This is a genomic window from Pseudomonas sp. KH_027, from assembly GCF_057838565.1.
On record NZ_CM174470.1, the window covers coordinates 752,638 to 776,099 of the forward strand.

25 protein-coding genes are annotated in these 23,462 nt (G+C 64.6%); 6 read left to right on the plus strand and 19 right to left on the minus strand.

Features of this window, described 5'->3' with window-relative positions; genetic code table 11:
• Positions 1 to 5: 5 nt before the first annotated feature.
• Entirely contained in the window at positions 6 to 764 is a 759-nt protein-coding gene (locus AC3IYG_RS03490) for a 3-oxoacyl-ACP reductase family protein (RefSeq protein WP_489312332.1), read from the minus strand.
• 115 nt (positions 765 to 879) lie between these two features.
• Here AC3IYG_RS03490 and AC3IYG_RS03495 point away from each other — a divergent pair, with 115 nt between their 5' ends.
• Entirely contained in the window at positions 880 to 1,818 is a 939-nt protein-coding gene (locus AC3IYG_RS03495; RefSeq protein WP_489312333.1) for a LysR family transcriptional regulator, read from the plus strand.
• A 46-nt stretch (positions 1,819 to 1,864) separates the two neighbouring features.
• On the opposite strand, the gene AC3IYG_RS03500 is transcribed toward AC3IYG_RS03495, so the two are convergent.
• The 4 genes from AC3IYG_RS03500 to AC3IYG_RS03515 form a co-directional block, all read right to left on the minus strand.
• Positions 1,865 to 2,440 (minus strand): hypothetical protein, encoded by a 576-nt coding sequence (locus AC3IYG_RS03500; protein ID WP_489312334.1) that lies wholly within the window; start codon positions 2,438 to 2,440, stop codon positions 1,865 to 1,867.
• Between the two features lie 10 nt (positions 2,441 to 2,450).
• Positions 2,451 to 4,619: a xanthine dehydrogenase family protein molybdopterin-binding subunit gene (locus tag AC3IYG_RS03505; protein WP_489312335.1), complete on the minus strand. Its 2,169-nt coding sequence runs from the start codon at positions 4,617 to 4,619 to the stop codon at positions 2,451 to 2,453.
• A 47-nt stretch (positions 4,620 to 4,666) separates the two neighbouring features.
• Positions 4,667 to 5,119 (minus strand): (2Fe-2S)-binding protein, encoded by a 453-nt coding sequence (locus AC3IYG_RS03510; RefSeq protein ID WP_489312336.1) that lies wholly within the window; start codon positions 5,117 to 5,119, stop codon positions 4,667 to 4,669.
• 183 nt (positions 5,120 to 5,302) lie between these two features.
• The gene (locus tag AC3IYG_RS03515) at positions 5,303 to 6,280 is read right to left on the minus strand and encodes an AraC family transcriptional regulator (RefSeq protein WP_489312337.1); all 978 of its coding nucleotides are present in this window, start codon (positions 6,278 to 6,280) and stop codon (positions 5,303 to 5,305) included.
• 176 nt (positions 6,281 to 6,456) lie between these two features.
• On the opposite strand from AC3IYG_RS03515, the gene AC3IYG_RS03520 reads away from it, so the two are divergent.
• The 3 genes from AC3IYG_RS03520 (at position 6,457) to AC3IYG_RS03530 (ending at position 8,833) form a co-directional block, all read left to right on the plus strand.
• Positions 6,457 to 7,344 carry an NmrA family NAD(P)-binding protein gene (locus tag AC3IYG_RS03520; RefSeq protein ID WP_489312338.1) on the plus strand — a complete coding sequence of 296 codons (888 nt, stop codon included), beginning with the start codon at positions 6,457 to 6,459 and terminating at the stop codon, positions 7,342 to 7,344.
• Between the two features lie 385 nt (positions 7,345 to 7,729).
• Complete coding sequence (locus AC3IYG_RS03525) at positions 7,730 to 8,089, plus strand: phage infection protein (RefSeq protein WP_489312339.1); 360 nt, start codon at positions 7,730 to 7,732, stop codon at positions 8,087 to 8,089.
• A 213-nt stretch (positions 8,090 to 8,302) separates the two neighbouring features.
• Positions 8,303 to 8,833 carry a hypothetical protein gene (locus tag AC3IYG_RS03530; RefSeq protein ID WP_489312340.1) on the plus strand — a complete coding sequence of 177 codons (531 nt, stop codon included), beginning with the start codon at positions 8,303 to 8,305 and terminating at the stop codon, positions 8,831 to 8,833.
• A 106-nt stretch (positions 8,834 to 8,939) separates the two neighbouring features.
• Here the strand turns inward: AC3IYG_RS03530 and AC3IYG_RS03535 are convergent, their stop codons facing one another.
• Genes AC3IYG_RS03535 through ureE form a run of 4 tightly spaced genes read right to left on the minus strand, consistent with a single transcriptional unit; the run spans position 8,940 to position 11,371 of the window.
• Positions 8,940 to 9,512 carry a HupE/UreJ family protein gene (locus tag AC3IYG_RS03535; protein WP_489312341.1) on the minus strand — a complete coding sequence of 191 codons (573 nt, stop codon included), beginning with the start codon at positions 9,510 to 9,512 and terminating at the stop codon, positions 8,940 to 8,942.
• A gap of 29 nt (positions 9,513 to 9,541) precedes the next feature.
• Positions 9,542 to 10,156, minus strand: a complete 615-nt coding sequence (gene ureG, locus AC3IYG_RS03540) for an urease accessory protein UreG (RefSeq protein WP_489312342.1) — start codon at positions 10,154 to 10,156, stop codon at positions 9,542 to 9,544.
• Between the two features lie 22 nt (positions 10,157 to 10,178).
• Positions 10,179 to 10,853 carry an urease accessory protein UreF gene (locus tag AC3IYG_RS03545; RefSeq protein WP_489313831.1) on the minus strand — a complete coding sequence of 225 codons (675 nt, stop codon included), beginning with the start codon at positions 10,851 to 10,853 and terminating at the stop codon, positions 10,179 to 10,181.
• Between the two features lie 17 nt (positions 10,854 to 10,870).
• Positions 10,871 to 11,371, minus strand: a complete 501-nt coding sequence (gene ureE, locus AC3IYG_RS03550) for an urease accessory protein UreE (protein WP_489312343.1) — start codon at positions 11,369 to 11,371, stop codon at positions 10,871 to 10,873.
• A 683-nt stretch (positions 11,372 to 12,054) separates the two neighbouring features.
• On the opposite strand from ureE, the gene AC3IYG_RS03555 reads away from it, so the two are divergent.
• Positions 12,055 to 12,918 carry an isocitrate lyase/PEP mutase family protein gene (locus AC3IYG_RS03555; RefSeq protein WP_489312345.1) on the plus strand — a complete coding sequence of 288 codons (864 nt, stop codon included), beginning with the start codon at positions 12,055 to 12,057 and terminating at the stop codon, positions 12,916 to 12,918.
• A 96-nt stretch (positions 12,919 to 13,014) separates the two neighbouring features.
• The gene (locus tag AC3IYG_RS03560; protein WP_489312346.1) at positions 13,015 to 13,281 is read left to right on the plus strand and encodes a DksA/TraR family C4-type zinc finger protein; all 267 of its coding nucleotides are present in this window, start codon (positions 13,015 to 13,017) and stop codon (positions 13,279 to 13,281) included.
• A 124-nt stretch (positions 13,282 to 13,405) separates the two neighbouring features.
• On the opposite strand, the gene ureC is transcribed toward AC3IYG_RS03560, so the two are convergent.
• The 10 genes from ureC to urtA all read right to left on the minus strand — a co-directional run bounded on the left by ureC (position 13,406) and on the right by urtA (position 23,454).
• Positions 13,406 to 15,106 carry an urease subunit alpha gene (gene ureC, locus AC3IYG_RS03565; protein WP_489312347.1) on the minus strand — a complete coding sequence of 567 codons (1,701 nt, stop codon included), beginning with the start codon at positions 15,104 to 15,106 and terminating at the stop codon, positions 13,406 to 13,408.
• A gap of 112 nt (positions 15,107 to 15,218) precedes the next feature.
• On the minus strand, positions 15,219 to 15,527 hold the full coding sequence (locus AC3IYG_RS03570) for an urease subunit beta (protein WP_489312349.1): 309 nt from the start codon (positions 15,525 to 15,527) through the stop codon (positions 15,219 to 15,221).
• Positions 15,524 to 16,042: a GNAT family N-acetyltransferase gene (locus tag AC3IYG_RS03575; RefSeq protein WP_489312350.1), complete on the minus strand. Its 519-nt coding sequence runs from the start codon at positions 16,040 to 16,042 to the stop codon at positions 15,524 to 15,526. The genes AC3IYG_RS03570 and AC3IYG_RS03575 overlap by 4 nt, the downstream gene beginning before the upstream one ends.
• Before the next feature lie 4 nt (positions 16,043 to 16,046).
• Entirely contained in the window at positions 16,047 to 16,349 is a 303-nt protein-coding gene (gene ureA / locus AC3IYG_RS03580) for an urease subunit gamma (protein WP_401120596.1), read from the minus strand.
• Positions 16,350 to 16,352: 3 nt separating this feature from the next.
• Complete coding sequence (locus AC3IYG_RS03585; protein WP_489312351.1) at positions 16,353 to 17,192, minus strand: urease accessory protein UreD; 840 nt, start codon at positions 17,190 to 17,192, stop codon at positions 16,353 to 16,355.
• A gap of 112 nt (positions 17,193 to 17,304) precedes the next feature.
• Entirely contained in the window at positions 17,305 to 18,003 is a 699-nt protein-coding gene (gene urtE, locus AC3IYG_RS03590) for an urea ABC transporter ATP-binding subunit UrtE (protein WP_489312352.1), read from the minus strand.
• Between the two features lie 155 nt (positions 18,004 to 18,158).
• Positions 18,159 to 19,019, minus strand: coding sequence for an urea ABC transporter ATP-binding protein UrtD (gene urtD / locus AC3IYG_RS03595; RefSeq protein ID WP_489312353.1), 861 nt, complete (start codon positions 19,017 to 19,019; stop codon positions 18,159 to 18,161).
• The gene (urtC, locus tag AC3IYG_RS03600; RefSeq protein ID WP_489312354.1) at positions 19,019 to 20,110 is read right to left on the minus strand and encodes an urea ABC transporter permease subunit UrtC; all 1,092 of its coding nucleotides are present in this window, start codon (positions 20,108 to 20,110) and stop codon (positions 19,019 to 19,021) included. The genes urtD and urtC overlap by 1 nt, the downstream gene beginning before the upstream one ends.
• Before the next feature lie 265 nt (positions 20,111 to 20,375).
• Positions 20,376 to 21,947: an urea ABC transporter permease subunit UrtB gene (gene urtB / locus AC3IYG_RS03605; protein ID WP_489312355.1), complete on the minus strand. Its 1,572-nt coding sequence runs from the start codon at positions 21,945 to 21,947 to the stop codon at positions 20,376 to 20,378.
• A gap of 238 nt (positions 21,948 to 22,185) precedes the next feature.
• The gene (urtA, locus tag AC3IYG_RS03610; RefSeq protein WP_489312356.1) at positions 22,186 to 23,454 is read right to left on the minus strand and encodes an urea ABC transporter substrate-binding protein; all 1,269 of its coding nucleotides are present in this window, start codon (positions 23,452 to 23,454) and stop codon (positions 22,186 to 22,188) included.
• Positions 23,455 to 23,462: the final 8 nt, after the last annotated feature.

Sequence of the window (23,462 nt, forward strand, 5' to 3'; positions counted from 1 at the left end):
GGGATTCAGGCGGTGAAGCCGCCATCGACCATCAGTTCGGCGCCGGTCACGAACGCGGCTTGCGGCCCGGCGAGGTAGGCGACGGCGGCGGCGATGTCTGCACCACTGCCATAACGACCCACTGCGATGTTTGGCCTGACGAAGTCGGCGACCGGGCCGTCGGCCGGATTCATATCGCTGTCGGTCGGCCCCGGATGCACGGTGTTGACGGTAATGCCGCGTGGACCCAGGTCACGCACCAGGCCGCGGCTGAAACCGCTGATCGCGCCCTTGCTCAGGGTGTAGGCCGAGGCCGTGCCGAAGGCTGCGTACTGCACCATCGAACTGCCGATCTGGATGATGCGACCGCCCTGGCCCATATGACGCAAGGCTTCCTGGGTGGCGACGAAGACGCCGGTGACGTTGACCGCGAGGATGCGCTGGAAGTCTTCAAAGACGATGTCCTCGGGGGCGCCGAGTACGCTGATACCGGCATTGTTGACCAGGATATCGATCGCGCCGAAAGCCTCGGCGACCTGGCCGATCGCTGCGCGCACGGCTACGGGGTTGCCGGCGTCGGCCTGGATGGCGAGGGCGCGGCCGCCTGCTGCGACGATGCTGCTCACCACGCCGTCGGCCTTCTCCGGTGAGGCATTGTAGGTGATGGCGACAGTGGCGCCGTCGGCCGCCAGGCGTTTGGCGATAGCGGCGCCGATGCTGCGCGAGCCGCCGGTGACGATAGCGATCTTGCCGTGCAGGGGTTGTGGGTTGGTTGCATTGCTCATGACCTGTACCTCGGTAGTGGTTGGAAGTGGGTGAGGCTATGAAACGCCTATCGACCAACACGCAGTAGTAGGTAATGGCTAGAATTACTTTCAAGTAATGCTTGAAGGTAAGTCTATGGAAACCCTCGCCAACCTCGAATCCTTTGTGCGCAGCGCCGAGTTCGGCAGCTTCTCCGCTGCTGCGCGGCGGCTCGCCCTGACCCCCGCCGCGGTCAGCCGCAATGTCGCGCAACTGGAAGCTAACCTCGGCGTGCGGCTGTTTCAGCGCAGCACCCGGCGCTTGACCCTGACCGAAGCTGGCGAGCGCTTTTTGCACAGCGTCAGTGGCGGGCTGGAGAGCATCCAGGGCGCCATTGCCGATCTCACCAGCAATGCCGGGCAACCGGCCGGCGTGCTCAAACTCAGTGCCTCTCTGGCGTTTGCCCGCGACTACCTGCTGCCGTTGATGCCGGCCTTCAGCGCCCGGTACCCGGCCGTGGTGCCGGACTGGCAGTTCGAGAATCGTCAGGTCGAGTTGATCGCGGAGGGTTTCGATGCCGGCATCGGTGCTGGTCTCGAGTTGCAGGCGGGGATGGTCGCGCGCGAACTGGCGCGGGTGCATGTGGTTGCCGTGGCCGCGCCCGACTACTTGCGTGGCAAGTCCTTGCCGAACACCCCGGCCGATCTGGCGAGCTGGGATGGGCTGGTGATGCGCTCGGCGAAAAGCGGGCGGGTGCGCGAGTGGACGATGGGCAATGGCACAGGTGTGCAGGAGTTGCTGCAACTCAAGCCGCGCATGGTGTTCAACGACCCCGATGCGATTGCCAGTGCGGCCCTGCTGGGGATGGGTGTGGGCATGCTGGCGATGCCGCATGTGGTTACGCACCTGGAAAGCGGGAAGCTGGTTCGGCTGCTGCCGGACTGGTACAGCGATGTCGGGCCGATCTCACTCTACTTCGCGAGCCAGAAATTGCTCCCGGCCAAGACCCGGGCCTTTGTCGATTTCGTCACCGAAGCCTTCGAGCAGCAAAAGCTGTCGGCGCGCTTTTCGGCGGGTGGGCCGCGAAGAGGCTAGGACGCCGGCCATCTCTTCAGTCGACTCACATCGATGCCCTGGGGGCTCAGCTACCCGCCGCCGGGCATGGGCCGCCCGCATCCGCCCAGAGTTTGAACTGGCTGACGAACCGCGCATGCGCCACCGGTACCGGGGCTCGCGTGCCACCCGGGTTCCAGCCCCAGAGCACCAGTTGGTCTTCGCTGACATGTTTGAGCAGCGCGGCAAAGTCCCGCCCGCCGTTGCGCTGCTTGTCCTTGATGATGGCGCAGAGTTCATTCGCCGGCAGGTCGATCCAGGCCATCTTGTGCGCTGCCGGTGGCAAGGCCCAGTGCGGTGCACCAGGTGGCGCATGGGGCCCATAGCTGGTCGGTGGATTGGCTGCGGCATGGCAGGACGCGCAGGGCAGGCCGGCGGCGCCCTTGCCATCCGCGCCGCGCACCACGCCCATTGTGTGGGGGGTGCCGGCATCGAATTGCAGAGGCGAATCGCCCGGGATGTGACAGTTCTGGCAGCGCGGGTGCTGGAAGACCTGCTGCACGGTGGCGAAGGCGGCGAGCGCGGCTCCTTGCTCCGCGGCCAGCAGGCCAGATCCGCCAGTGCTGAGGCTCAGCAGCAGCAACGACGCTAGGGGTGGACGCATGCTCGTCTCCTCAGCTCTTGGCCAGTTGCAGGGGGAGTTCGCGCAGCCGTTGGCCGGTCAAGGCGAACACGGCATTGGCCACCGCCGGTGCGATGGGCGGCACCGAGGTCTCGCCGATGCCGCCCATCTTGTCGGTGCTGGGCACGATATGGGTTTCCACCACGGGCATCTCATCCAGGCGCAACACGCGATAGTCGTGAAAGTTCGATTGCTGGACCCGGCCGCCCTTGAGCGTGAGCTTGCTGTACAGGGCCGCGCTGAGGCCGAAGGCGACTCCCGATTCCATCTGCGCGGCGATGCCGGCTGGGTTGACCGCGACACCACAATCGACCGCGCAAACCACCCGGTGCACGCGGATCGCGCCATTCTCGACCGAGACCTCGGCTACTTGGGCGGCGAAGCTGCCGAACGAGGTGTGTACCGCCACGCCGCGCGCGCGCCCCTCGGGCAGCGGCGTACCCCAGCCGGCTTTCTCGGCGGCGAGGTTCAGCGCGCCGAGGTGCCGCGGGTAGTTTTTCAGCAACAGGCGTCGGTACTCGACCGGGTCCTTGCCTGCGGCATGGGCCAGCTCGTCGATCAAGGACTCCATGACAAAGGCGCTATGGCTGTGGCCGACTGAGCGCCACCAGAGCACTGGGATGCCGGTCTTGGGCGAATGCAGGCTGACGTGATGGTCGGCAATCGCCTTCAGGTAGGGCGAGTCGGCCGCCCCTTCGACCGAGGTGTGGTCGATGCCTTCATGTACCAGCATGGCTTCAAACGGAGTGCCGGCGGCCAGCGACTGCCCGACTATGACCTGCTGCCAGGCGCTGGGCAGACCGTCCGCCCCCAGGCCGATGCGGGTGTGGTAGAGGAAGGCCGAACGGTAGTAGCCGCCGTGCACATCGTCCTCGCGGGCCCAGACCGTCTTCACCGGCACCCCGGCGGCTTTGGCCACCTGAACCGCTTCGGCAACGAAGTCCGAGGTCGGGGTGGCGCGCCGACCAAAGCCGCCGCCGAGAAACATCGTGTGGATTTCCACTTGCTCGGGTTTGAGCCCGGTGATCTGTGCGCTGATCTGTTGGTCGATGGTCTGGAACTGGGTGCCGGTCCAGATCTCGCATTTGTCCGGGCCGAGTTTCACCGTGCAGTTGAGCGGTTCCATCGGCGCATGGGCGAGGTAGGGCACGGCGTAGTCGGCTTCGAGGGTTTTGGCGGCCTTGCCCAGGGCGCCCTTGGCGTCGCCGGCCTGCGCTGCCGTCTGGCCGGGCGAGCTGGCGAGGGTCTGGAATCGTTCGCGCAGCCGGTCGCTGTCCAGTTCGGCGTATGGGCCCGGATCCCAGACGATCTTCAGCGCATCGCGGCCGAGCTTGGCGGCCCAATAGTGATCGGCGACCACCGCCACGCCGGAGGGCACCTGAACCACCTGGCGTACGCCGGGAATCGCCTTGGCTGCGCTCGCATCGAGCGACTTGAGCTGGCCGCCGAACACCGGCGAACGGGCGACCACCGCCGTCAGCAGCCCGGGAAACTGCACATCCATGCCGAATTGCGCGCGTCCGCTGATCTTCTCCGGGGTATCGAGGCGCTTGGTCGGTTTGCCGATGATGTTCCAGTCCTTCGGTTCCTTGAGTTTCAGCGTGGCCGGTTCCGGAGCCTTGAGTTTGCCGGCTGCATCGGCCAGCTCGCCGTACCGGGCGCGCTGTTCACCGGCGATGGCGGCACCGTTCTCGGTGCGGATGGCCGAGGGTTCGACACCGAAACGCTGGGCTGCCGCTTGTACCAGCATCGCCCGCGCGGCCGCGCCAGCTTGCCGGTAGCGGTCGAACTCCGACCAGATGCTGGTCGAGCCACCGGTGCCCTGCAGCCCGCCGAATACCGGGCTGCCATACACCGCCGCGGCGGGCGCGTGCTCGACTTTGATTTTCGACCAGTCGGCATCCAGCTCTTCGGCGATCAGCATCGCCAGGCCGGTCCAGATGCCCTGGCCCATTTCGGAATGGGCCAATAGCACGGTGACGCTGTCATCGCTGCCCACCCGCAGGAAGGCATTGGGCGCGAACGTTGCGCCGTCCGGCGTCGAGTCGGCCAGGGCAAAACGTTTGCTTTCGGGGATCACGAAGGCAATCACCAGGCCGCCGCCGAGGATGGCGCTGTTCTTCAGAAATCTACGCCGGGACGTATCGGTCACGCTGTTCATCGCAAGCCTCCAATCCACTGGGCAATAGGCTCGGAACCGGGCCGTCGCTAGCCAAGCTCAGCGGCGCGTTTGACGGCCGCGCGGATGCGCGGATAGGTGCCGCAGCGGCAGATATTCCCCGACAGAGCCTGGTCGATATCGCTGTCCGTTGGCGCGGGAATCTTCGCCAGCAAGGCGGCCGCCGACATGATCTGGCCGGACTGGCAGTAGCCGCACTGCACCACGTCGAGCTCGGCCCAGGCGCGCTGCACCGGGTGCGAGCCGTCGGCGGAAAGACCTTCGATGGTGGTGATGGATTTCCCTGCCAGCGCCGACACCGGGGTGATGCAGGACCGCAGGGGGGCGCCATCGACATGCACGGTGCAGGCGCCGCACTGGGCGATGCCGCAGCCGAACTTGGTGCCGGTCAGGTGCGCCACATCGCGCAGCACCCAGAGCAATGGCATGTCGCCCGGCACATCGAACGGCTGCTCCTTGGCATTGATGGTGAGCATAATCATGGTCATCCCCTCATACGGCAGCTGTCAGGACTCACGGATTCGTCGCGACTGGCGCTGTGGCTGCTAGGCCTACGCGCACAGTTATTTATCCATGGAGCTAAGCGCATTTTTTGCGCCGCTACAGGGCCGGCGACCACCGGTTGTTGCCATCGGCTGCTGACGGGGGCTGAACGTTACGCGGGGTCAGGCTTGCCAGCGGCCGGTGTCTGCCGCTTCTGCATTGCGCCGGATCGCGCCGGGAGATACACCGATAAAGCGCTTGAAGGCGCGGCTGAATGCCGCCTCGGACTGGTAGCCGAGGCGGCCTGCCAGATCACCGAGCGGCGCGTCGCGTTCTTGCAGCCAGGCCAGCGCGACGTGCATGCGCCAGCGCGCCACGTAGTGCATCGCCGGCACACCAACGCGCTCGCTGAAGCGCGCCGCGAAAGCCGAGCGTGACATCGCCACTTCCGCCGCCAGCGTCGCCAGTGTCCAGGGTCGTGCGGGATCGCGGTGGATCAGGCTGATGGCGCGACCGATCTGTTTGTCCTGCAAGGCGCCGAGCCAGCCCGTCTGCGCCGTCGGGTCGCGCTCGATCCACGCGCGGATGGCCTGGATCACCAGGATGTCGGCGAGGCGGGTGATGATCGTTTCGCCGCCCGGCCGTAGCGCCTTGGCTTCGTCCGCCATGAAGCGCAGCGTGCTTTGCAGCCAGTCCGTCTGCGTGGAGTCGGATGCCGCGACGCGGATCACCGCCGGAAGCAGCTGGATCAGCTGGTGCGCGGCCGGGTGATCGAAGCGCACGGCGCCGCAGACGATACTCGTGGCCGTGCCACCGCCGCCGTGACGGAGCACTTCATAGCGCTCGCTGATGTATTCGCGCGGCAGGTCGAACAGCGGCGCGGCACTAGCGCCCGCTTCGCTGACCAGGCGGTGGCCGGCGCCATGGGGCACCAGCGCCAGATCGCCCGGCTGCAACAGCAGCGGGCTGTCGTCTTCGGTTTCCAGCCAGCAGCGGCCGGTCGTGACGAAATGGAACATCAGGCACTGCGGTAACGCCGGCAGCGCGAGCCCCCACGGCGCCGTGAATTCGGAGCGGCAGTAGAAGGTGCCACTCATCCGCAAAAAGTGCAGCGCTTCGCCGAGCGGGTCCAGCGGCGCCCAAATGTCCTGATCGTTCATGGCCACCAATCTGCGCCTCTGTCGTCGAGCCGTCCAGACGGATTGGACGAATGAGCATGAACAGGCGACTTGCGATCATTGAGCGTCCTATTGCTTGGGGTGAGACTGGACGCCAGGCAAGTGGGAAAGGGACCTGCGGCAACCGCCAAAGGCTCGATGCCCATGAGGAGGACGAGATGATCACTGTGATGGGCGCTACCGGTCATACCGGCAAACGCATTACCGAACGGTTATTACAGGCTGGCCAACCGGTTCGCGCGCTCGGCCGCTCGCAGAGCAAGTTGTCCGAATTGGCCGGCGCCGGCGCACAGGTACTGGTTGGCGAGTCAACCGATGCCGGGTTTCTGACCGAGGCCTTCAGCGGCGCGGATGCGGTCTACACGCTGTTGCCGTATGAGGTGCAGACCCTCGATTACTATGCAGAGCAGCAGGTGCAGGGGGAGGCCATCGTCCGCGCCTTGCGCGCCAGTGCTGTGCGCCATGTGGTGGCGCTGAGCAGCGTCGGGGCGGACCTGCCGACGGGTACCGGGCCGATCGCCAGTCACCATGCGCAGGAGGCGCGGCTGCGCAGTGTCGAGGGCGCGAATATCCGGGTGCTGCGCGCCGGGGCGTTTTTCGAGAACTTCCATGCGGCCCTGGGCTTGATCAAGCAAATGGGCTTCAACGCCGACGGCGTGGCGGCGGATGTGGCGTTGCCGATGATCGCCACCCGCGATATCGCCGACGCGGCGGCCAAAGCCCTGATCGCCCGCGACTGGAGTGGCTGGCAGGTACGCGAGCTGCTGGGGGCGCGTGATCTCAGCTACCGCGAGGCGACCCGGATTTTCGGCGAGCGTATCGGCAAGCCCGATCTGCCTTATGTGCAGCTGCCGCCCAACGAGCTGAGTGAGGCGCTGCAACAGGCAGGCTTTTCCGCCTGCCTCGCGGGCCTTTATGCCGAGCTGGCCCAGGCCATCAGCGAGGGGCGGGTGAAGTCCCTGGAGGGGCGTACGCGCGGCAACACCACAGCGACCCGCTTCGAGGATTTCGCCGAGGAGCTGGCCGCCGCTTATCAAGTGATGTGAGGCGCATACAGCAGTGTGCTCTCACGCGGCTATCAGGTACCGAGCGTTGTCGACGAGGGCTTGCGTGGTTCACAGGGCTGGCTTGAGCGGATCAACGATGCCGATGCCGGTTGTGCTGTACCCGCACAACCGACATATGTCGCCACGGGTGAGGGTGTTCGTCGACTGGCTGACGGAGCGCTTTGCCCAGACCGAACGTACGCTGGCCAGCGTCTAGAAAGGTGGTTGGTGGCTTTTATTAAGAAGTAACTGATTGATGTGGAATGATTTTTTCTACAATCAATGGCGTCGATGCTTACTATCGCGGCCCTTCACTTCTTAATAAAAATCCGGTGAGTACCATAGGCTCCGTACCCACTTTCCAGCCCCCACGAGGAGCCATCCCATGAAAAGCCAAGTCTTCGCCAGCCTGATCCTGGCCAGTCTGTCCGCTAGTGTTTTTGCTCTGCCGTCCGACCAACCCGACTTCACCCTGTACGGCGTCAAAGCCCCCGCATCCATCATCGCCGAAGGTGGTGCTGATCGTGTAGGCGCAAACCGTGTGGCCGAAGGTGGTGCTGATCGTGTAGGCGCAAACCGTGTGGCCGAAGGTGGTGCTGATCGTGTAGGCGCAAACCGTGTGGCCGAAGGTGGTGCCGATCGTACTGGTGCAAACCGTGTGGCTGAAGGTGGTGCCGATCGTACCGGCGCAAACCGTGTGGCTGAAGGTGGTGCCGAACGTACTGGTGCCAGCCGTGTGGCTTGACCTGTAAAGGTCGCCCAGCCCAAGCCTTTCAAGCGTTTTCCGCGCCACCCGAGCGGTTCGACCGCTGCGCACGTCTCCTTGCTCCGCGGGTTCCGCCTCCCCGGCTACCCGCCCTCCGACCCGGCTTGTGCCGGGTTTTTTTTGCCTGGGAAAGCCCTCTTACCGGGCTTCGAGATATCCTTTGCGTCATTCCACTTCCCGAGGACCGCCGCCATGAAGAACCCGCTTGCCGAACTGCTCGAAAAAATAAGTTCGGGCTGCATGAGCGAGGACGAGATCGCCAAGGTCGCCGACGAGGCCGCCCAGGCCTACGCCGATCCCCAGGCCTTTCTCATCGCCAACCCGGATATCAATTACGACGATACCTTCACCATTCCCTTGGGCGAGTGGGTGGTGGTCGGTAGCTTGCCGGAGACGGTGCTGTTTCAGGCGGATACCTATGCCGAGCTGTTTCAGCAGATCGTCGATTCGTTCGGCAAGGATGTGCCGTTCAATATCAAGCCCAAGCAACTGCTGAAAACCGAAGCGCTGACGGCGCTGAATCGCATTCAGGTGCAGTTGAGCAGCATGAGCCCGGAGACTCAGGGTTATGTGCTGATGGACTTCAGCCAACCGTTGGATGACGAGTTGCAGGCCGTGCTGGTGTACACCACCGATCTGCCGCGCGTGCTGGAGCTGTGCGCGGCGCTGGGTATCCACGCCGCTGGCTCCTACGAAGCCCTGCGCGTGGCGGTGCACGTTTAACCCAGCTGCCGTTTTTCGTATTTTCCGCTTTGAGCACATCCTGTGGGAGCGGCTTCAGCCGCGATGCTTTTCGCCGCGGAAGCCGCTCCCACTGAGCAAGTCTGAATCAGCCCGCCAATAACCACACGCCGGCACCCGCCGATGCGGCGCCGGCAATGCGCACCAACGGCGCCGCAGCATTTGGCAGGATGCGTACCACGGCGTAACCGGCGGCGTGCAGGCAGGCGGTGGCGGCGACGAAGCCGATGGCATAACCCCACGGGCTGACCAGGTCTGGCAGTTCCAGGCCGTGAGCAACGCCGTGGGCCATGGCGAACATCGAAGTCAGGCCAACGGCCAGCCAAACCGGCGGGCGTACGGCAACTGCAACCAGCAGGCCGAGCGCGAGTACGGATGCGGCGATACCGGTTTCCATGAAGGGCAACTCAGCCCCTTGGAAACCGAGCAAACCACCGGCCAGCATGGTGCCGACGAAGGTCAACGGCAGCGCCCAGCGTGCCGCGCCTTGTTGCTGCGCGGCCCACAGGCCCACGGCGAGCATCGCCAGCAGGTGATCGAGGCCGGTAACCGGGTGGGCGATGCCGGCCAGCATGCCGGAGCTGTCGTGGCCCGGGTGGGCAAAGGCCACGGCAGGCGTGAGGAACAGGGCCAGGCTATAGAGGACTTTACGCAGGTTCATGGTTTTTCCTTCGTTCGCGAGGAGTCGGTTCAGGCTGCGGTGAGCAACCCCTGTTTTTCGATAAAGGCGATGATCTGATCCAGGCCCAGACCGGTCTTCTGATTGCTGAACACGAAGGGCTTGTCGCCACGCATCTTGCGGGTGTCGCGCTCCATCGTTTCCAACGAAGCGCCGACCATGGGGGCCAGGTCGATCTTGTTGATCACCAGCAGGTCGGACTTGCAGATGCCCGGACCGCCCTTGCGCGGCAGCTTGTCGCCGGCGGAAACGTCGATCACGTAGAGGGTCAGGTCCGACAGCTCGGGGCTGAAGGTGGCGGAAAGGTTGTCGCCACCGGATTCGACAATGATCAGATCAAGGCCCGGGAAGCGCCGGTTGAGTTGGTCGACCGCCTCGAGGTTGATCGAGGCGTCCTCGCGGATTGCCGTGTGCGGACAGCCGCCGGTTTCCACGCCGATGATGCGTTCCGGCTCCAGGGCTTCGTTGCGCACCAGAAACTGCGCGTCTTCCTGGGTGTAGATATCGTTGGTCACCACGGCCAGGTTATAGCGCTCGCGCAGGGCCAGGCAGAGGGCCAGGGTCAGGGCCGTCTTGCCGGAACCGACCGGGCCACCGATGCCGATGCGCAGGGGTTGGCTGTTCATCTTCAATGCTTCCTTTTCACGATCAAGAGCGGAATAGACGGCTGTACTGGCGTTCGTGCGCCATGCTCGACAGGGCCAGGCCAAACGCGGCGCTGCCCCAGTGTGTGGAGTGGCTTTCACAGGCCAGTTGCTGCGCTTGCTCCAGTAGCGGCAGCAGCTGTGAGGTCAGGCGTTGCGCGGCTTGCTGGCCCAGTGGCAGGGTTTTCATCAGCACCGCCAGTTGGTTTTCCAGCCAGCCCCACAGCCAGGCGGCGAGGGCATCGTTTGGCGCGATATGCCAGGCGCGTGCGGCCAATGCCCACATCACGGCCAGGCCGGGCTCGTGGAGGGTGGCGAGGCAATTGCGGGCCGGCTCATCCAGCTCCGGCAAACCGTCCAGCAGTTGTTTCAGGGAGTAGCCCATTTGCCGGCTTTCCTGCTGCAGTTCGCGGGTTTCGCGACTGGCGCGCTGTTGCTCGGCGAGTTCGTGCAAGGCTTGCCAAGCAGCGCTGCTGGCAGCATTGCAATGGGCCAGCAGCAGTGGCGCCTCGAAGCGGGCCAGGTTGAGCAGCAGTTGATCAGCGATCCAGCGCTGCGCGCTTGACGGGTCGTTGACCAGCCCATGTTCAACGGCCATTTCCAGGCCTTGCGAGTAGCTGTAGCCGCCAATCGGCAATTGTGGGCTGGCCAGGCGCAGCAAGGCCCAGGCCGGGTTCAGCAGGCGGGTGCTGCTGGTCACTTACGTGCGCCGAACTGATGCAGGCGCGGCGCGTAACTGAATTCGCTGTCGCCGGCATGCGAGTGATGGTGGCCGCCGCCATAGGCGCCCTGTTCGGGCTGGTAGGGCGCTTCGATCAATTCCACTGTGGCGCCAAGCTGTTCGAGCATGGCTTGCAGCACATAGTCCTCCGGCAAGCGCAGCCAGCCGTCACCGAGTTGCAGGGCGACATGGCGGTTGCCGAGGTGATAGGCGGCGCGGGTCAGCTCGAAGGCATTGGCGCAGGTCACATGCAGCAGTTGTTCCGGGCTGGCGCAAACGCGCACGATACGACCGTCCTGCGCTTGCAGGCATTCGCCGTCATACAGCGCCGGTTGGCCACGCTCGAGAAACAGGCCGACATCTTCGCCTAGGGTGGTGAAGCAGCGCAGCCGGCTTTTGCTGCGTGCCGCGAAGCTGAGCAGCAATTCGGCATCCCAGTGCGGTTGTGGCTGGATTCGGTTGTGGATGACCAGCATGAGGATGTTCCGGCAAATTCAATGCTCCTTGCAGAGCAAGGGCGGTGCCAAACACGTGCAGCGCCGGGCTGGAGCGGCTTGAGCATGGGGCAGGTAAAAACTGGGGCATTGGTCAGGTTTTATTTGGTGCGCGACTATCTTCAATGCACCGCCTTGGTGCTTTTATGCTCAGGTAGGGTGGCCTCGCCGCGCTGTGGCAGCCTGCCAAGGATTCGCGCCGATCTTTGCCCTTGCCGCCACTTTGCCGTGAAGGCGGTAACCCAGTCAGTCGCTGATGGGAGCGGTGTTCTGCATTAGGTACTGGCGGGTTGTTCGCGGCGTGACTGAGGCCGCTCTGCGTCCGCCAATGACGGACTGCTCGCTCTACCGACTTGCCGCAATCGACGCCGCCCTGTGGGTTTCCATTCCCAGCTTCGCGCATTCAGACGCGCTGCCGTACAAGGCGCCCATGAACGGCGCCGGAATGTCGGCCAGCTCCGCCGTGATCCGCCGGCAAGTAGTGGCGGTTTATCGCCCCTACAACCGACGGGAGGGCGTGAATTCGCCACCGGCTCGCCGGCGCTGCAAGCCTTATGCCCGTGCTAGAGCGGCTGTGGGTACCTCTATGGCAGTTGCCTGTACGGGTATGTGTCTTGCTATGGTTAAGCGACGACTCAATAAGAACTCACCCGTTGGAACCGCCCATGCCCAGAGTTTCTCATCACGAACTGCGCAGCGCCTTTCGTCGCTTGCTCGCTTCCGACGCCTGTTATCACACCGCCTCGGTCTTCGACCCGATGTCCGCGCGGATTGCCGGCGACCTGGGTTTCGAAGTCGGTATCCTCGGCGGCTCGGTGGCCTCCCTGCAGGTGCTGGCCGCCCCGGACTTCGCCCTGATCACCCTCAGCGAGTTCGTTGAGCAGGCCACCCGCATCGGTCGCGTCAGCTGCCTGCCGGTGATCGCCGATGCCGACCACGGCTACGGCAACGCCCTCAACGTGATGCGCACGGTGGTCGAGTTGGAGCGCGCCGGCATTGCCGCGCTGACCCTCGAGGACACCTTGCTGCCAGCCCAGTTCGGGCGTAAATCGACCGACCTGATTGCGGTGGAAGAGGGGGTCGGCAAAATTCGCGCGGCCCTGGAGGCACGGGTCGATCCGGCCCTGGCCATCATCGCCCGAACCCATGCCGGTGTGCTCGATGTCGAGGAAGTGATTCGCCGCACCGTCGCCTATCAGCGTGCGGGTGCCGATGGCATCTGCATGGTTGGGGTCAGCGATTTCGAGCATCTGGAGCGGATTGCCGAACACCTCAGCGTGCCGCTCATGCTGGTCACCTACGGCAATCCATCGCTGCGTGATGATGTGCGTCTGGCCAGTCTCGGTGTGCGCATCGTGGTGGACGGCCATGCCGCTTACTTCGCGGCGATCAAGGCGACTTACGACTGCCTGCGCGAGCAACGCCAGGTGAGCGCCAGCGACCTCAGTGCATCCGCGCTGTCGCATAAATACACGCACCCCGAAGAGTACTTCGTCTGGGCTGAAGCGTTCATGGATGTGAAGGAATAGCCCGCGTCATCGCCGTTGGCCCGATGACCTGCGCTTGTAAAACGCCGTACAGGCGCTCATATCTGTAGCACAGGCAGATAACTGCGGGAGGCTGCAATGGCCGGTGGCTGGGCAAGTGACGGGGCGGTGCAAGAGCAGATCGACAGCAGCATCGAGGACGCCATCCAGCGCGCCCGCAGCCAGTTGCCGAGCGGCGAGGGCCTGAGCCATTGCGAAGCGTGCGATGCCGTGATTCCCGAAGCACGGCGCAAAGCCATTCCCGGCGTGCGCCTGTGTGTGGCTTGCCAGACGGAGCACGACAAGGAACAGGCGAAGTTCAGCGGCTACAACCGGCGTGGCAGCAAGGACAGTCAGTTGCGTTGAGAGGGCGTGATTGTGGGGCGGTTGGGTTGAGGCGCTTGCGACGAAGCCCAACGTAGGGCGTTATTCGTTGGGCTTCGCGGAGTTCAGCCCAACTTACCTAACGGTCCACTATCGGGCTACTTTCTCAGAATAGAAAATACCGTTGCGCCATCGGCAGCACATCCGCCGGTTCGCACCAGAGCAACTGACCGTCGGCCTTGACCTGGTAGTTATGCGCGTCGACTTCGATGTTCGGCAAATAGTCGTTGTGGATCAGGTCGGTCTTCTGCACCTCGCGGCAGCCTTTGACCACGCCGATCTTTTTCTTCAACCCCAGATGTTCGGGAATGCCGGCATCCAGTGCGGCCTGGCTGATGAAGGTCAGGCTGGTGGCGTGCAGGCTGCCGCCGTAGCTGGCGAACATCGGCCGGTAGTGCACGGGCTGCGGGGTGGGGATCGAGGCGTTGGCGTCGCCCATCAGGCTGGCGGCAATGGCGCCGCCCTTGAGGATAAGCGTCGGTTTGACACCGAAGAACGCCGGACGCCAAAGCACCAGGTCGGCCCATTTGCCCACTTCGATGGAGCCTACTTCGTGGCTGATGCCATGGGTGATCGCCGGGTTGATGGTGTACTTGGCGATGTAGCGTTTGGCGCGGAAGTTGTCGTTGCCCGGGCCGTCGCCCGGCAATGCGCCGCGCTGTTTCTTCATCTTGTCGGCGGTCTGCCAGGTGCGGGTGATCACTTCGCCGACGCGGCCCATGGCCTGGCTATCCGAGCTGATCATCGAGAAGGCACCGAGGTCATGCAGGATGTCTTCGGCGGCGATGGTCTCGCGGCGGATGCGGCTTTCGGCGAACGCCACGTCTTCGGCGATGCTCGGGTCGAGGTGGTGGCAGACCATCAGCATGTCCAGGTGTTCGTCGATGGTGTTCTTGGTGAACGGCCGGGTCGGATTGGTCGAGCTGGGCAGCACATTCGGGAAGCCGCAGGCCTTGATGATGTCCGGGGCGTGGCCGCCGCCGGCGCCTTCGGTGTGGTAGGTGTGGATGGTGCGACCCTTGAAGGCGCCCAGGGTGGTTTCGACGAAGCCGGATTCGTTCAGGGTGTCGGTGTGAATCGCCACCTGCACATCGTACTGGTCGGCCACGCTCAGGCAGTTGTCGATGGCGGCGGGGGTGGTGCCCCAGTCTTCGTGCAGCTTGAGGCCGATGGCGCCGGCCTTGACCTGTTCGATCAGCGGTTCCGGCAGGCTGGCGTTGCCCTTGCCGGTAAGGCCGATGTTCATCGGGAAGGCGTCGGCGGCCTGGAGCATGCGCGCCAGGTGCCAGGGCCCGGAGGTGCAGGTGGTGGCGTTGGTGCCGGTGGCCGGTCCCGTGCCGCCGCCGATCATGGTGGTGACGCCGCTCATCAGCGCTTCTTCGATTTGCTGCGGGCAGATGAAGTGGATGTGCGTATCGATGCCGCCAGCGGTGAGGATCATGCCTTCGCCGGCGATCACTTCGGTGCCGGCGCCGACGGCGATGGTCACGTCGGGCTGGATGTCCGGGTTGCCGGCCTTGCCGATGGCTTTGATGCGGCCGTCCTTCAGGCCGACGTCGGCTTTGACGATGCCCCAGTGGTCGACGATCAGTGCGTTGGTGATCAGCGTGTCGACCACGTCCGCCGCGCAGAGCTGGCCCTGGCCCATGCCGTCGCGAATCACCTTGCCGCCGCCGAACTTCACTTCTTCGCCGTAGGTGGTGAAGTCTTTTTCCACTTCGATCCATAGTTCGGTGTCGGCCAGGCGCACCTTGTCGCCGACGGTGGGGCCGAACATGTCGGCGTAGGCTTGTCTGCTGATTTTCATCACTCTATTCCTGACGCGATTCGGTCGATGTATTTCTGTGGGCGGGGCTTTAGCCGCGATGATGTTGCCCTAGTCGCGGCCAACGCCCCGCCCACAGGCCCTGTAGGTGCTGTCAATCCAGGTTGCCCATCACCCGCCCGGCGAAGCCGAACACGCGGCGATGACCGGCGAGGTCGACCAGTTCGACTTCCCGCGACTGGCCGGGCTCGAAGCGCACGGCGGTGCCGGCCGGGATGTTCAGGCGCATGCCGCGGCTGCTGGCGCGGTCGAAGCTCAGGGCGTCGTTGGTTTCGTAGAAGTGGTAGTGCGAGCCGACCTGGATCGGCCGGTCGCCGCTGTTGGCCACGCTCAGGCTGAGGGTGCGACGGCCGGCGTTGAGTTCGATCTCGCCGTCCTGAATCTGGTATTCGCCGGGAATCATGGTGCGCTCCTGTCGGGGGTAAGAGTCAGCTGCATAAAGGTCAGGTCGAGCCAGCGGCCGAACTTGCGTCCCACCTGAGGCATTTGCCCGGTAACGCTGAAGCCGAAGCGCTGGTGCAGGCCGATGGAGGCGAGGTTGCCGCTCTCGATGGCGGCGACCATCACGTGTTTGCCGCCGGCCTTGCCGCGTTCGATCAGTGCGCCGAGCAACAGCACGCCGAGGCCACGGCCGCGCTGGTCGGCGCGGACGTACAGGGAGTTTTCCACGGTGTTGCAGAAACCGTCGAAGGGCCGCCAGTCGCCGTAGGCGGCGTAGCCGAGCACGCTGTCATCGGCGTCCACCGCCACCAGCACCGGGTAGCCCTGCTGCCGGCGCGCGGCCAGCCAGGCCTGGCGGTTGGCCAGGTCGACGGTGCCGTCCATCCAGATCGCCGTGGTGTTGAGCACCGCGTCATTGAAGATGGCGCGGATGGCTTCCAGGTCGTTGTCGCGGGCGTCGCGAATCGAAATGGTCATGGCGTCAGACGATCGGCTGATGGACGGTGACCAGCTTGGTGCCATCCGGGAAGGTGGCTTCGACCTGGATCTCCGGGATCATCTCCGGGATGCCTTCCATCACCTGCTCGCGCCGCAGCAGGGTGGTGCCGTAGTGCATCAACTCGGCCACGGTCTGGCCGTCGCGGGCGCCTTCGAGCAGGGCGGCGGAGATGTAGGCCATGGCTTCCGGGTAGTTGAGCTTCACGCCACGGGCCAGGCGCCGTTCGGCCACCAGGCCGGCGGTGAAGATCAGCAGTTTGTCTTTTTCGCGGGGGGTCAGGTCCATCGTTCAAGTGCTCCAGATTCTGGGGGGTACGGCATTGCGCCCGAGCAGGGCTGGGCGCAGCAGATGCCAGAGGTCGATCAGCCAGGCGCGTGCGTGCAGGGCTTCGCTGGCCAGGCAGCGGGCCACGAGCAGGCCGGGCAGTTGAGTCAGGTCGCCGCGGCCGCGACAGGCTAAAGCGCGGCAGCGTTCGAGCAGTTCGGTGTCGACTTCACCGGTGAGCAGCAGGGTGGCGAACACCGGTTGGCCGTTCAGGCCGATGGGCGAGTCGAGCAGGCCATCGTCGCCAACCACGCGCTGGCGTTCGTGCCAGAGCAACTGGCCGTCGCGGCGGATGTCCAGTTGCGCCTGGAAGTGGCCGTGGTCGAAGCGCTCGCCACTGGCCGGGCGGCCGAGGGCGACGATGTCCCAATAGAACAGCTTGCCGTCGCCGATCAGTTCGATGCGTGTACTCAGTTCGGCCTGGGCGGCGGAGTAGACGATGGTTTCCTGCGGCAACCATTCCAGGGTGGCGCCGGCTTCCACCCGCAACTCGACCTGCTGATAGGCCGGGCCGGCTGCGCGGTACCACTTGGCGGCGCCGGGGCTGGTCAATTGCGCCCAGGCACCTTCGCCAACCGTGGCGCAAATACCCAGGCGATCGCCACCGGCGATACCGCCCGGTGGGTGGACGATGATGTGCTGGCACACCTCGGGGCCTTCGGCATACAGGTGCTTCTGCACCCGCAGCGGGCCTTTGTGGCGACGCAAGGTCGGACGAGTGGTCATGCCGTCACGTCCATAGCCCAGTTCCAGCTCGGCGTGCCAGTTGGGGGTGAACAGGGCGGCGGGGGCAGGTGCGTTCATGGCTTTTTTTCGTAGGGCGGGTTAGCGGCGAAGCGGCGTAACCCACCGTGGGTGTCAGGGAGCCTCCGGTGGGTTATGGCCTGCGGCCTGACCCACCCTGCAAGTTGGTCACTCAAATCGCCACCAACCCGCGCACGCCATCGGCTTCCATGCTGTCGCCGCGGCCTTGCTGGACGATCTCGCCGCGCGACATCACCAGGTATTGGTCGGCCAGTTCGGCGGCGAAGTCGTAGAACTGCTCGACCAGCAGAATGGCCATGTCGCCACGGGCGGCGAGCTTTTTGATCACCGCGCCGATCTCCTTGATCACCGAGGGCTGGATGCCTTCGGTGGGTTCGTCGAGGATCAGCAGGCGCGGTTGGCTGGCCAGCGCTCGCCCTATCGCCAGCTGTTGCTGTTGTCCGCCGGAGAGGTCGCCGCCGCGACGTTGCTTCATTTCCCGGAGTACGGGGAACAACTCGTAGATGAACTCGGGCACTTCCTTGGCCTGGCTACCGGGGAAGCGCGACAGCCCCATCAACAGGTTTTCCTCGACGCTCAGGCGGCCGAAAATTTCCCGCCCCTGGGGCACGTAGGCGATGCCGGCGTGTACGCGCTGGTGCGGTTTGAAGCTGGTGATAGCCTGGCCTTCCCACTGCACGGCGCCGTCCTTGGCCGGAATCAGGCCCATCAGGCATTTCAGCAGGGTGGTCTTGCCCACGCCGTTACGGCCGAGCAGGCAGGTGACCTCGCCGATCCTGACGTCGAACGATAGGCCACGGAGGATGTGGCTGCCGCCGTAGTACTGGTGGAGCTTGTCGACTTGCAGCATGTGTATCCCTCAATCGTTCCCATGCTCCGCGTGGGAATGCAGTCCGCGACGCTCTGCGTCGATTCTGTGTTGCTGGCGTTACCCTCACCCCCGTCCCCTCTCCCGTAACGGGAGAGGGGAGACAAGCGGTGTAGAGTTAGGCAGAGGGAAAAACCTCACCGCCCCAAATAAACCTCGATCACCCGTTCATCCGCCTGCACCTCGGTCAACGCCCCTTCGGCCAATACGCTGCCCTGGTGCAGCACGGTGACGTGGTCGGCGATCGAGCCGACGAAGCCCATGTCGTGCTCCACCACCATCAGCGAATGCTTGCGTGCCAGCGACTTGAACAGCTCGGCGGTGAACTCGGTTTCGGCGTCGGTCATGCCCGCTACGGGTTCGTCGAGCAGCAGCAATTGCGGGTCTTGCATCAGCAGCATGCCGATCTCGAGGAACTGTTTCTGCCCATGGGAGAGCAGGCCGGCGGGGCGATGGCGTGAGTTCTCCAGCTTGATGGTGGCGAGCACTTCGTCGATGCGGTCTTTTTGCTCGCCAGTCAATTTGGCCCGTAGGCTGGCCCACACCGACTTGTCGGTCTTGAGTGTCAGTTCGAGGTTCTCGAACACACTCAGGGCCTCGAACACCGTCGGCTTCTGGAACTTGCGGCCAATGCCGGACTGGGCGATCTGCACCTCGCTCATGCGGGTCAGGTCGAGGGTTTCGCCGAAGTAGGCTTTACCGCTGTCCGGGCGGGTCTTGCCGGTGATCACGTCCATCATGGTGGTCTTGCCGGCGCCGTTGGGGCCGATGATGCAGCGCAGTTCGCCGACACCGATGTAGAGGGTGAGGTTGGTCAGCGCCTTGAAACCGTCGAAGCTGACGTTGATGTCTTCCAGGGTCAGGATGGTGCCGTGGCGCACGTCCAGGCCCTGGCTGGCGACACGACCCAGGCCAAGGGCGTCGCGGCTGGTGCCGGCATCCGTGTTCGGGTCGTAGGCGGGTTCGAGCATGAATTCAGGTACCGGAGTGGCGCGCATCAGTGTTCTCCCTTCTTGCGAAGCAGGCCGATCACACCCTTGGGCAGGTACAGGGTTACCAGGATGAACAGCGCACCCAGGGCGAACAGCCAGTACTCGGGAAAGGCCACGGTGAACCAGCTCTTCATGCCGTTGACCAGACCGGCGCCGAGCAAGGGGCCGATCAGGCTGCCACGACCGCCGAGGGCGACCCAGACGGCGGCTTCGATGGAGTTGGTCGGCGACATTTCGCTGGGGTTGATGATACCCACCAGCGGCACGTACAACGCCCCGGCCAAGCCGCACAGCACGGCACTCAAGACCCAGATGAAGAGCTTGTAGCCGCGCGGGTCGTAGCCGCAGAACATCAGACGGTTTTCCGCATCGCGCAGGGCGGTCAGTACGCGGCCGAACTTGCTTCTGGCCAGGCGCCAGCCGAGCAGCAGGCTGGCGGTCAGCAGCAGCACGGTGGCCAGGAACAGGGTGGCGCGGGTACCGGGCGCGGTGATGTCGAAGCCGAGAATGCTGCGAAAGTTGGTGAAGCCATTGTTGCCGCCGAAGCCGGTCTCGTTGCGAAAGAACAGCAACATGCCGGCGAAGGTCAGGGCCTGGGTCATGATCGAGAAGTACACGCCCTTGATCCGCGAGCGGAAGGCGAAGAAGCCGAACACCAGGGCCAGCAGGCCCGGCGCCAAGACCACCAGGCACAGGGCCCAGAGGAAGTGGTCGGTGCCGGCCCAATACCAGGGCAGCTCGGTCCAGGACAGGAAGGTCATGAAGGCCGGCAAGCCGTCGCCGGCGCTCTGGCGCATCAGGTACATGCCCATGGCGTAGCCGCCGAGGGCGAAGAACAGCCCGTGGCCGAGCGACAGCAGCCCGGCGTAACCCCAGACCAGGTCCAGCGCCAGGGCGACGATGGCGTAGCAGAGGATCTTGCCGACCAGGGTCAGGGTATAGGCCGAGACCTGCAGGGGACTATCCGTCGGCAGCAGGTGCAGCAGCGGCAGGGCGATCAGCACGGCGAGAACGAGCAGCCCAAGTCCGATGGACAGCTGTGGGCCGAGCTTGGCGCTGGCGCGCTCCAGCAGCGTTTGGTTAAGGGGCATAGTCATCGGGGCATGCTCGCGTCAAAGGGCGAACCGCGGTACCGGCTGCCGGCGTGCCAGGCAAGGCGCGGGGCGCAGGCGATGGTCACTCCCTCGGCAGGCTCCGCAACGCAGCATGGCGTGTCGGCAGTCGCAACCCGAAGGGCCGCTGACTCGATGGCGGCGAGGGCATTGCAGTGATTTTTGCTTGGCAACATCGTTTCTATTCCTTCTCCGTACAGCCGCCAGCGAGGCGGCGGCGCGGTCGTCAATTGGCGTGAACAGGCCCCGCTTAGTCGATCACTCGTCCTTTCAAAGCAAACAGACCTTGCGGGCGTTTCTGAATAAACAGAATGATCAGCGCGAGGATCAGGATCTTGCCCAGCACGGCGCCGATCTGCGGTTCGAGAATCTTGTTGGCGATGCCAAGGCCAAAGGCGGCCATCACGCTGCCGGCGAGCTGGCCGACACCGCCGAGCACCACCACCAGGAAGGAGTCGATGATGTAGCTCTGGCCGAGGTCTGGGCCGACGTTGCCGATCTGGCTCAGGGCCACGCCGCCAAGGCCGGCGATGCCGGAGCCGAGGCCGAAAGCGAGCATGTCCACGCGCCCGGTCGGCACGCCGCAGCAGGCGGCCATGTTGCGGTTCTGGGTGACGGCGCGGACGTTGAGGCCCAGGCGGGTCTTGTTCAGCAGCAGCCAGGTCAGGGCGACGACGAATAGCGCGAAACCGATAATTACCATGCGGCTGTAAGGCAGAACCAGATTTGGCAACACCTGGATGCCGCCGGACAGCCAGGGTGGGTTGGCCACTTCGACGTTCTGCGCGCCGAACAGTACACGCACCAGCTGGATCAGGATCAGGCTGATACCCCAGGTGGCGAGCAGGGTTTCCAGCGGGCGGCCGTAGAGGTGGCGGATCACCGTGCGCTCCAGTGCCATGCCAATGGCGGCGGTGACGAAGAAGGCGATCGGCAACGCTGCCAACGGATAAAGCACCAAGTACTCGGGGGCCAGGCGCTGGAAGCTCAGCTGCACCATGTAGGTGGTGTAGGCGCCGAGCATCAGCATCTCGCCGTGGGCCATGTTGATCACGCCCAGCAGGCCGAAGGTGATGGCCAGCCCGAGGGCGGCCAGCAGCAGAATCGACCCGAGGCTCAAGCCGCTGAAGGCCTGGCCGAGCAACTCGCCGAGCAACAGCTTGCGCTTGACCTGGACCAGGCTGGTTTCGGCGGCGGTGTGCACGCCGGCATCGGCCTCGACACCCGGCTCCAGTAGCGCCTCCAGGCGCGTGCGAGCCAGCGGCTCGCCGGTGTCGCCGAGCAGGCGCACGGCGGCCAGGCGAATCGCCGGGTCCGGGTCGATCAGTTGCAGGTTGGCCAGGGCCAGGGCCAGGGCGGTGCGCACATCGTCGTCGCTTTCACTGGCGACGCGGGCATTCAGCAGTTCCAGCTGCGCCGGCTTGGCGCTTTTCTGCAGCGCCTGAGCGGCGGCCAGGCGCACGGCCGGCTCGCTGGCGAGCAACTGGTGGCTGGCCTGGGTGATAGTCAGCAGGCCACGCAGGCGGTTGTTCAGGCGCAGTTTGCGTGGTGTTCCGGCCGGCTGGGCGTCGCCTTCGGCGGCTTGCCAGGTGTCGGCGTTTTCGATAAAGGCGAGCTTGCCGCTGTCACCGCCCAGGCGCCCCTGCTGCAGGGCCTCGAGCAAGGGCAGGCGAGTGGGATCGGGTTTCGCCGCCCAGCTTTCCAGCAGTTTGGCCTGCGTGCTCGGGTTGGCGGCGACGAAGTCGTTGGCATCGCCGGCATGGGCGGCCAATGGCAGCAGCACGGCGAGCGTCAGGAATATTCGGTACAGGGCAGTGGGCATGTGTGGCAGTCCTTGGGTTTCCACTGGTGTTCGCTCGTTCCGTGGAGAATGGGGATTGGACCGCTACCCTCTCCCCCGACCCCTCTCCCGTAAACGGGAGGGGGAGACAAACGGTGCGGAGTGAGGGCGGCCAGGTATCCAATTGAAACTCGGACCAGTCCCCTCTCCCTTTGGGAGAGGGTTAGGGGGGGCTGCGAACGGCAGCAGATGCGCGGTGCAGCCCTCAACCCTTTTCCGCTTAGTTCGACTTCACCGCATAGTCCGGCTTCTTGTCGTTGCCAGGGATGAAGGGGCTCCAGGGTTCGGCGCGAACCGGGCCCTCGGTCTGCCAGACCACGTTGAACTGACCGTCGTCCTGAACTTCGCCGATCATCACCGGCTTGTGCAGGTGGTGGTTGGTCTTGTCCATGGTCAGGGTGTAGCCGTCCGGCGCGGTGAAGGTCTGGCCGGCCATGGCTTCGCGGACCTTGTCGACATCGGTGGTGCCGGCTTTGGTCACCGCTTGCGCCCACATGTTGATGCCCACATAGGTGGCCTCCATCGGGTCGTTGGTCACCGCCGTCTTGTAGTTCGGCAGGTTCTGCGCCTTGGCGTAGGCCTTCCAGCTGTCGACGAACGTCGTGTTGGCCGGGTTATCCAGCGACTGGAAGTAGTTCCAGGCAGCCAGTTGGCCTACCAGCGGCTTGGTGTCGATGCCGCGCAGTTCTTCCTCGCCGACCGAGAACGCCACCACCGGCACGTCGGTGGCGTCGATACCCTGGTTGCCCAGTTCCTTGTAGAACGGCACGTTGGAGTCGCCGTTGACGGTGGAGATCACCGCCGTCTTGCCGCCGGCGGAGAATTTCTTGATGTTGGCGACAATGGTCTGGTAGTCGCTATGCCCGAAGGGGGTGTAGACCTCTTCGATATCCTTGTCGGCCACGCCCTTGCTGTGCAGGAAGGCGCGCAGGATCTTGTTGGTGGTGCGCGGGTAGACGTAGTCGGTGCCGAGCAGGAAGAAGCGCTTGGCGGCGCCGCCGTCTTCGCTCATCAGGTACTCGACCGCCGGGATGGCTTGCTGGTTTGGCGCGGCGCCGGTGTAGAACACATTCGGCGACATTTCTTCGCCTTCGTACTGCACGGGGTAGAACAGCAGGCCATTGAGCTCTTCGAACACCGGCAGGACCGATTTGCGCGACACCGAGGTCCAGCAACCGAAGACCACGTCGACTTTGTCCTGGGTCAGCAGTTGACGGCCTTTCTCGGCGAACAACGGCCAGTTGGAGGCCGGGTCGACCACCACGGGTTCGAGTTTTTTGCCAAGCACGCCACCCTTGGCGTTGATCTCGTCGATGGTCATCAGCGCCATGTCTTTCAGCGAGGTTTCCGAGATGGCCATGGTGCCGGATAGCGAATGGAGGATGCCGACCTTGATGGTTTCGGCAGCCTGCAGGCTGAGCGGGAAGAGGCCGCTGAGCAGCAGGGTACTGGCGGCGAGTGTGGCTTTCAGGAACGGACGGCGTTTCATGTGGGCAG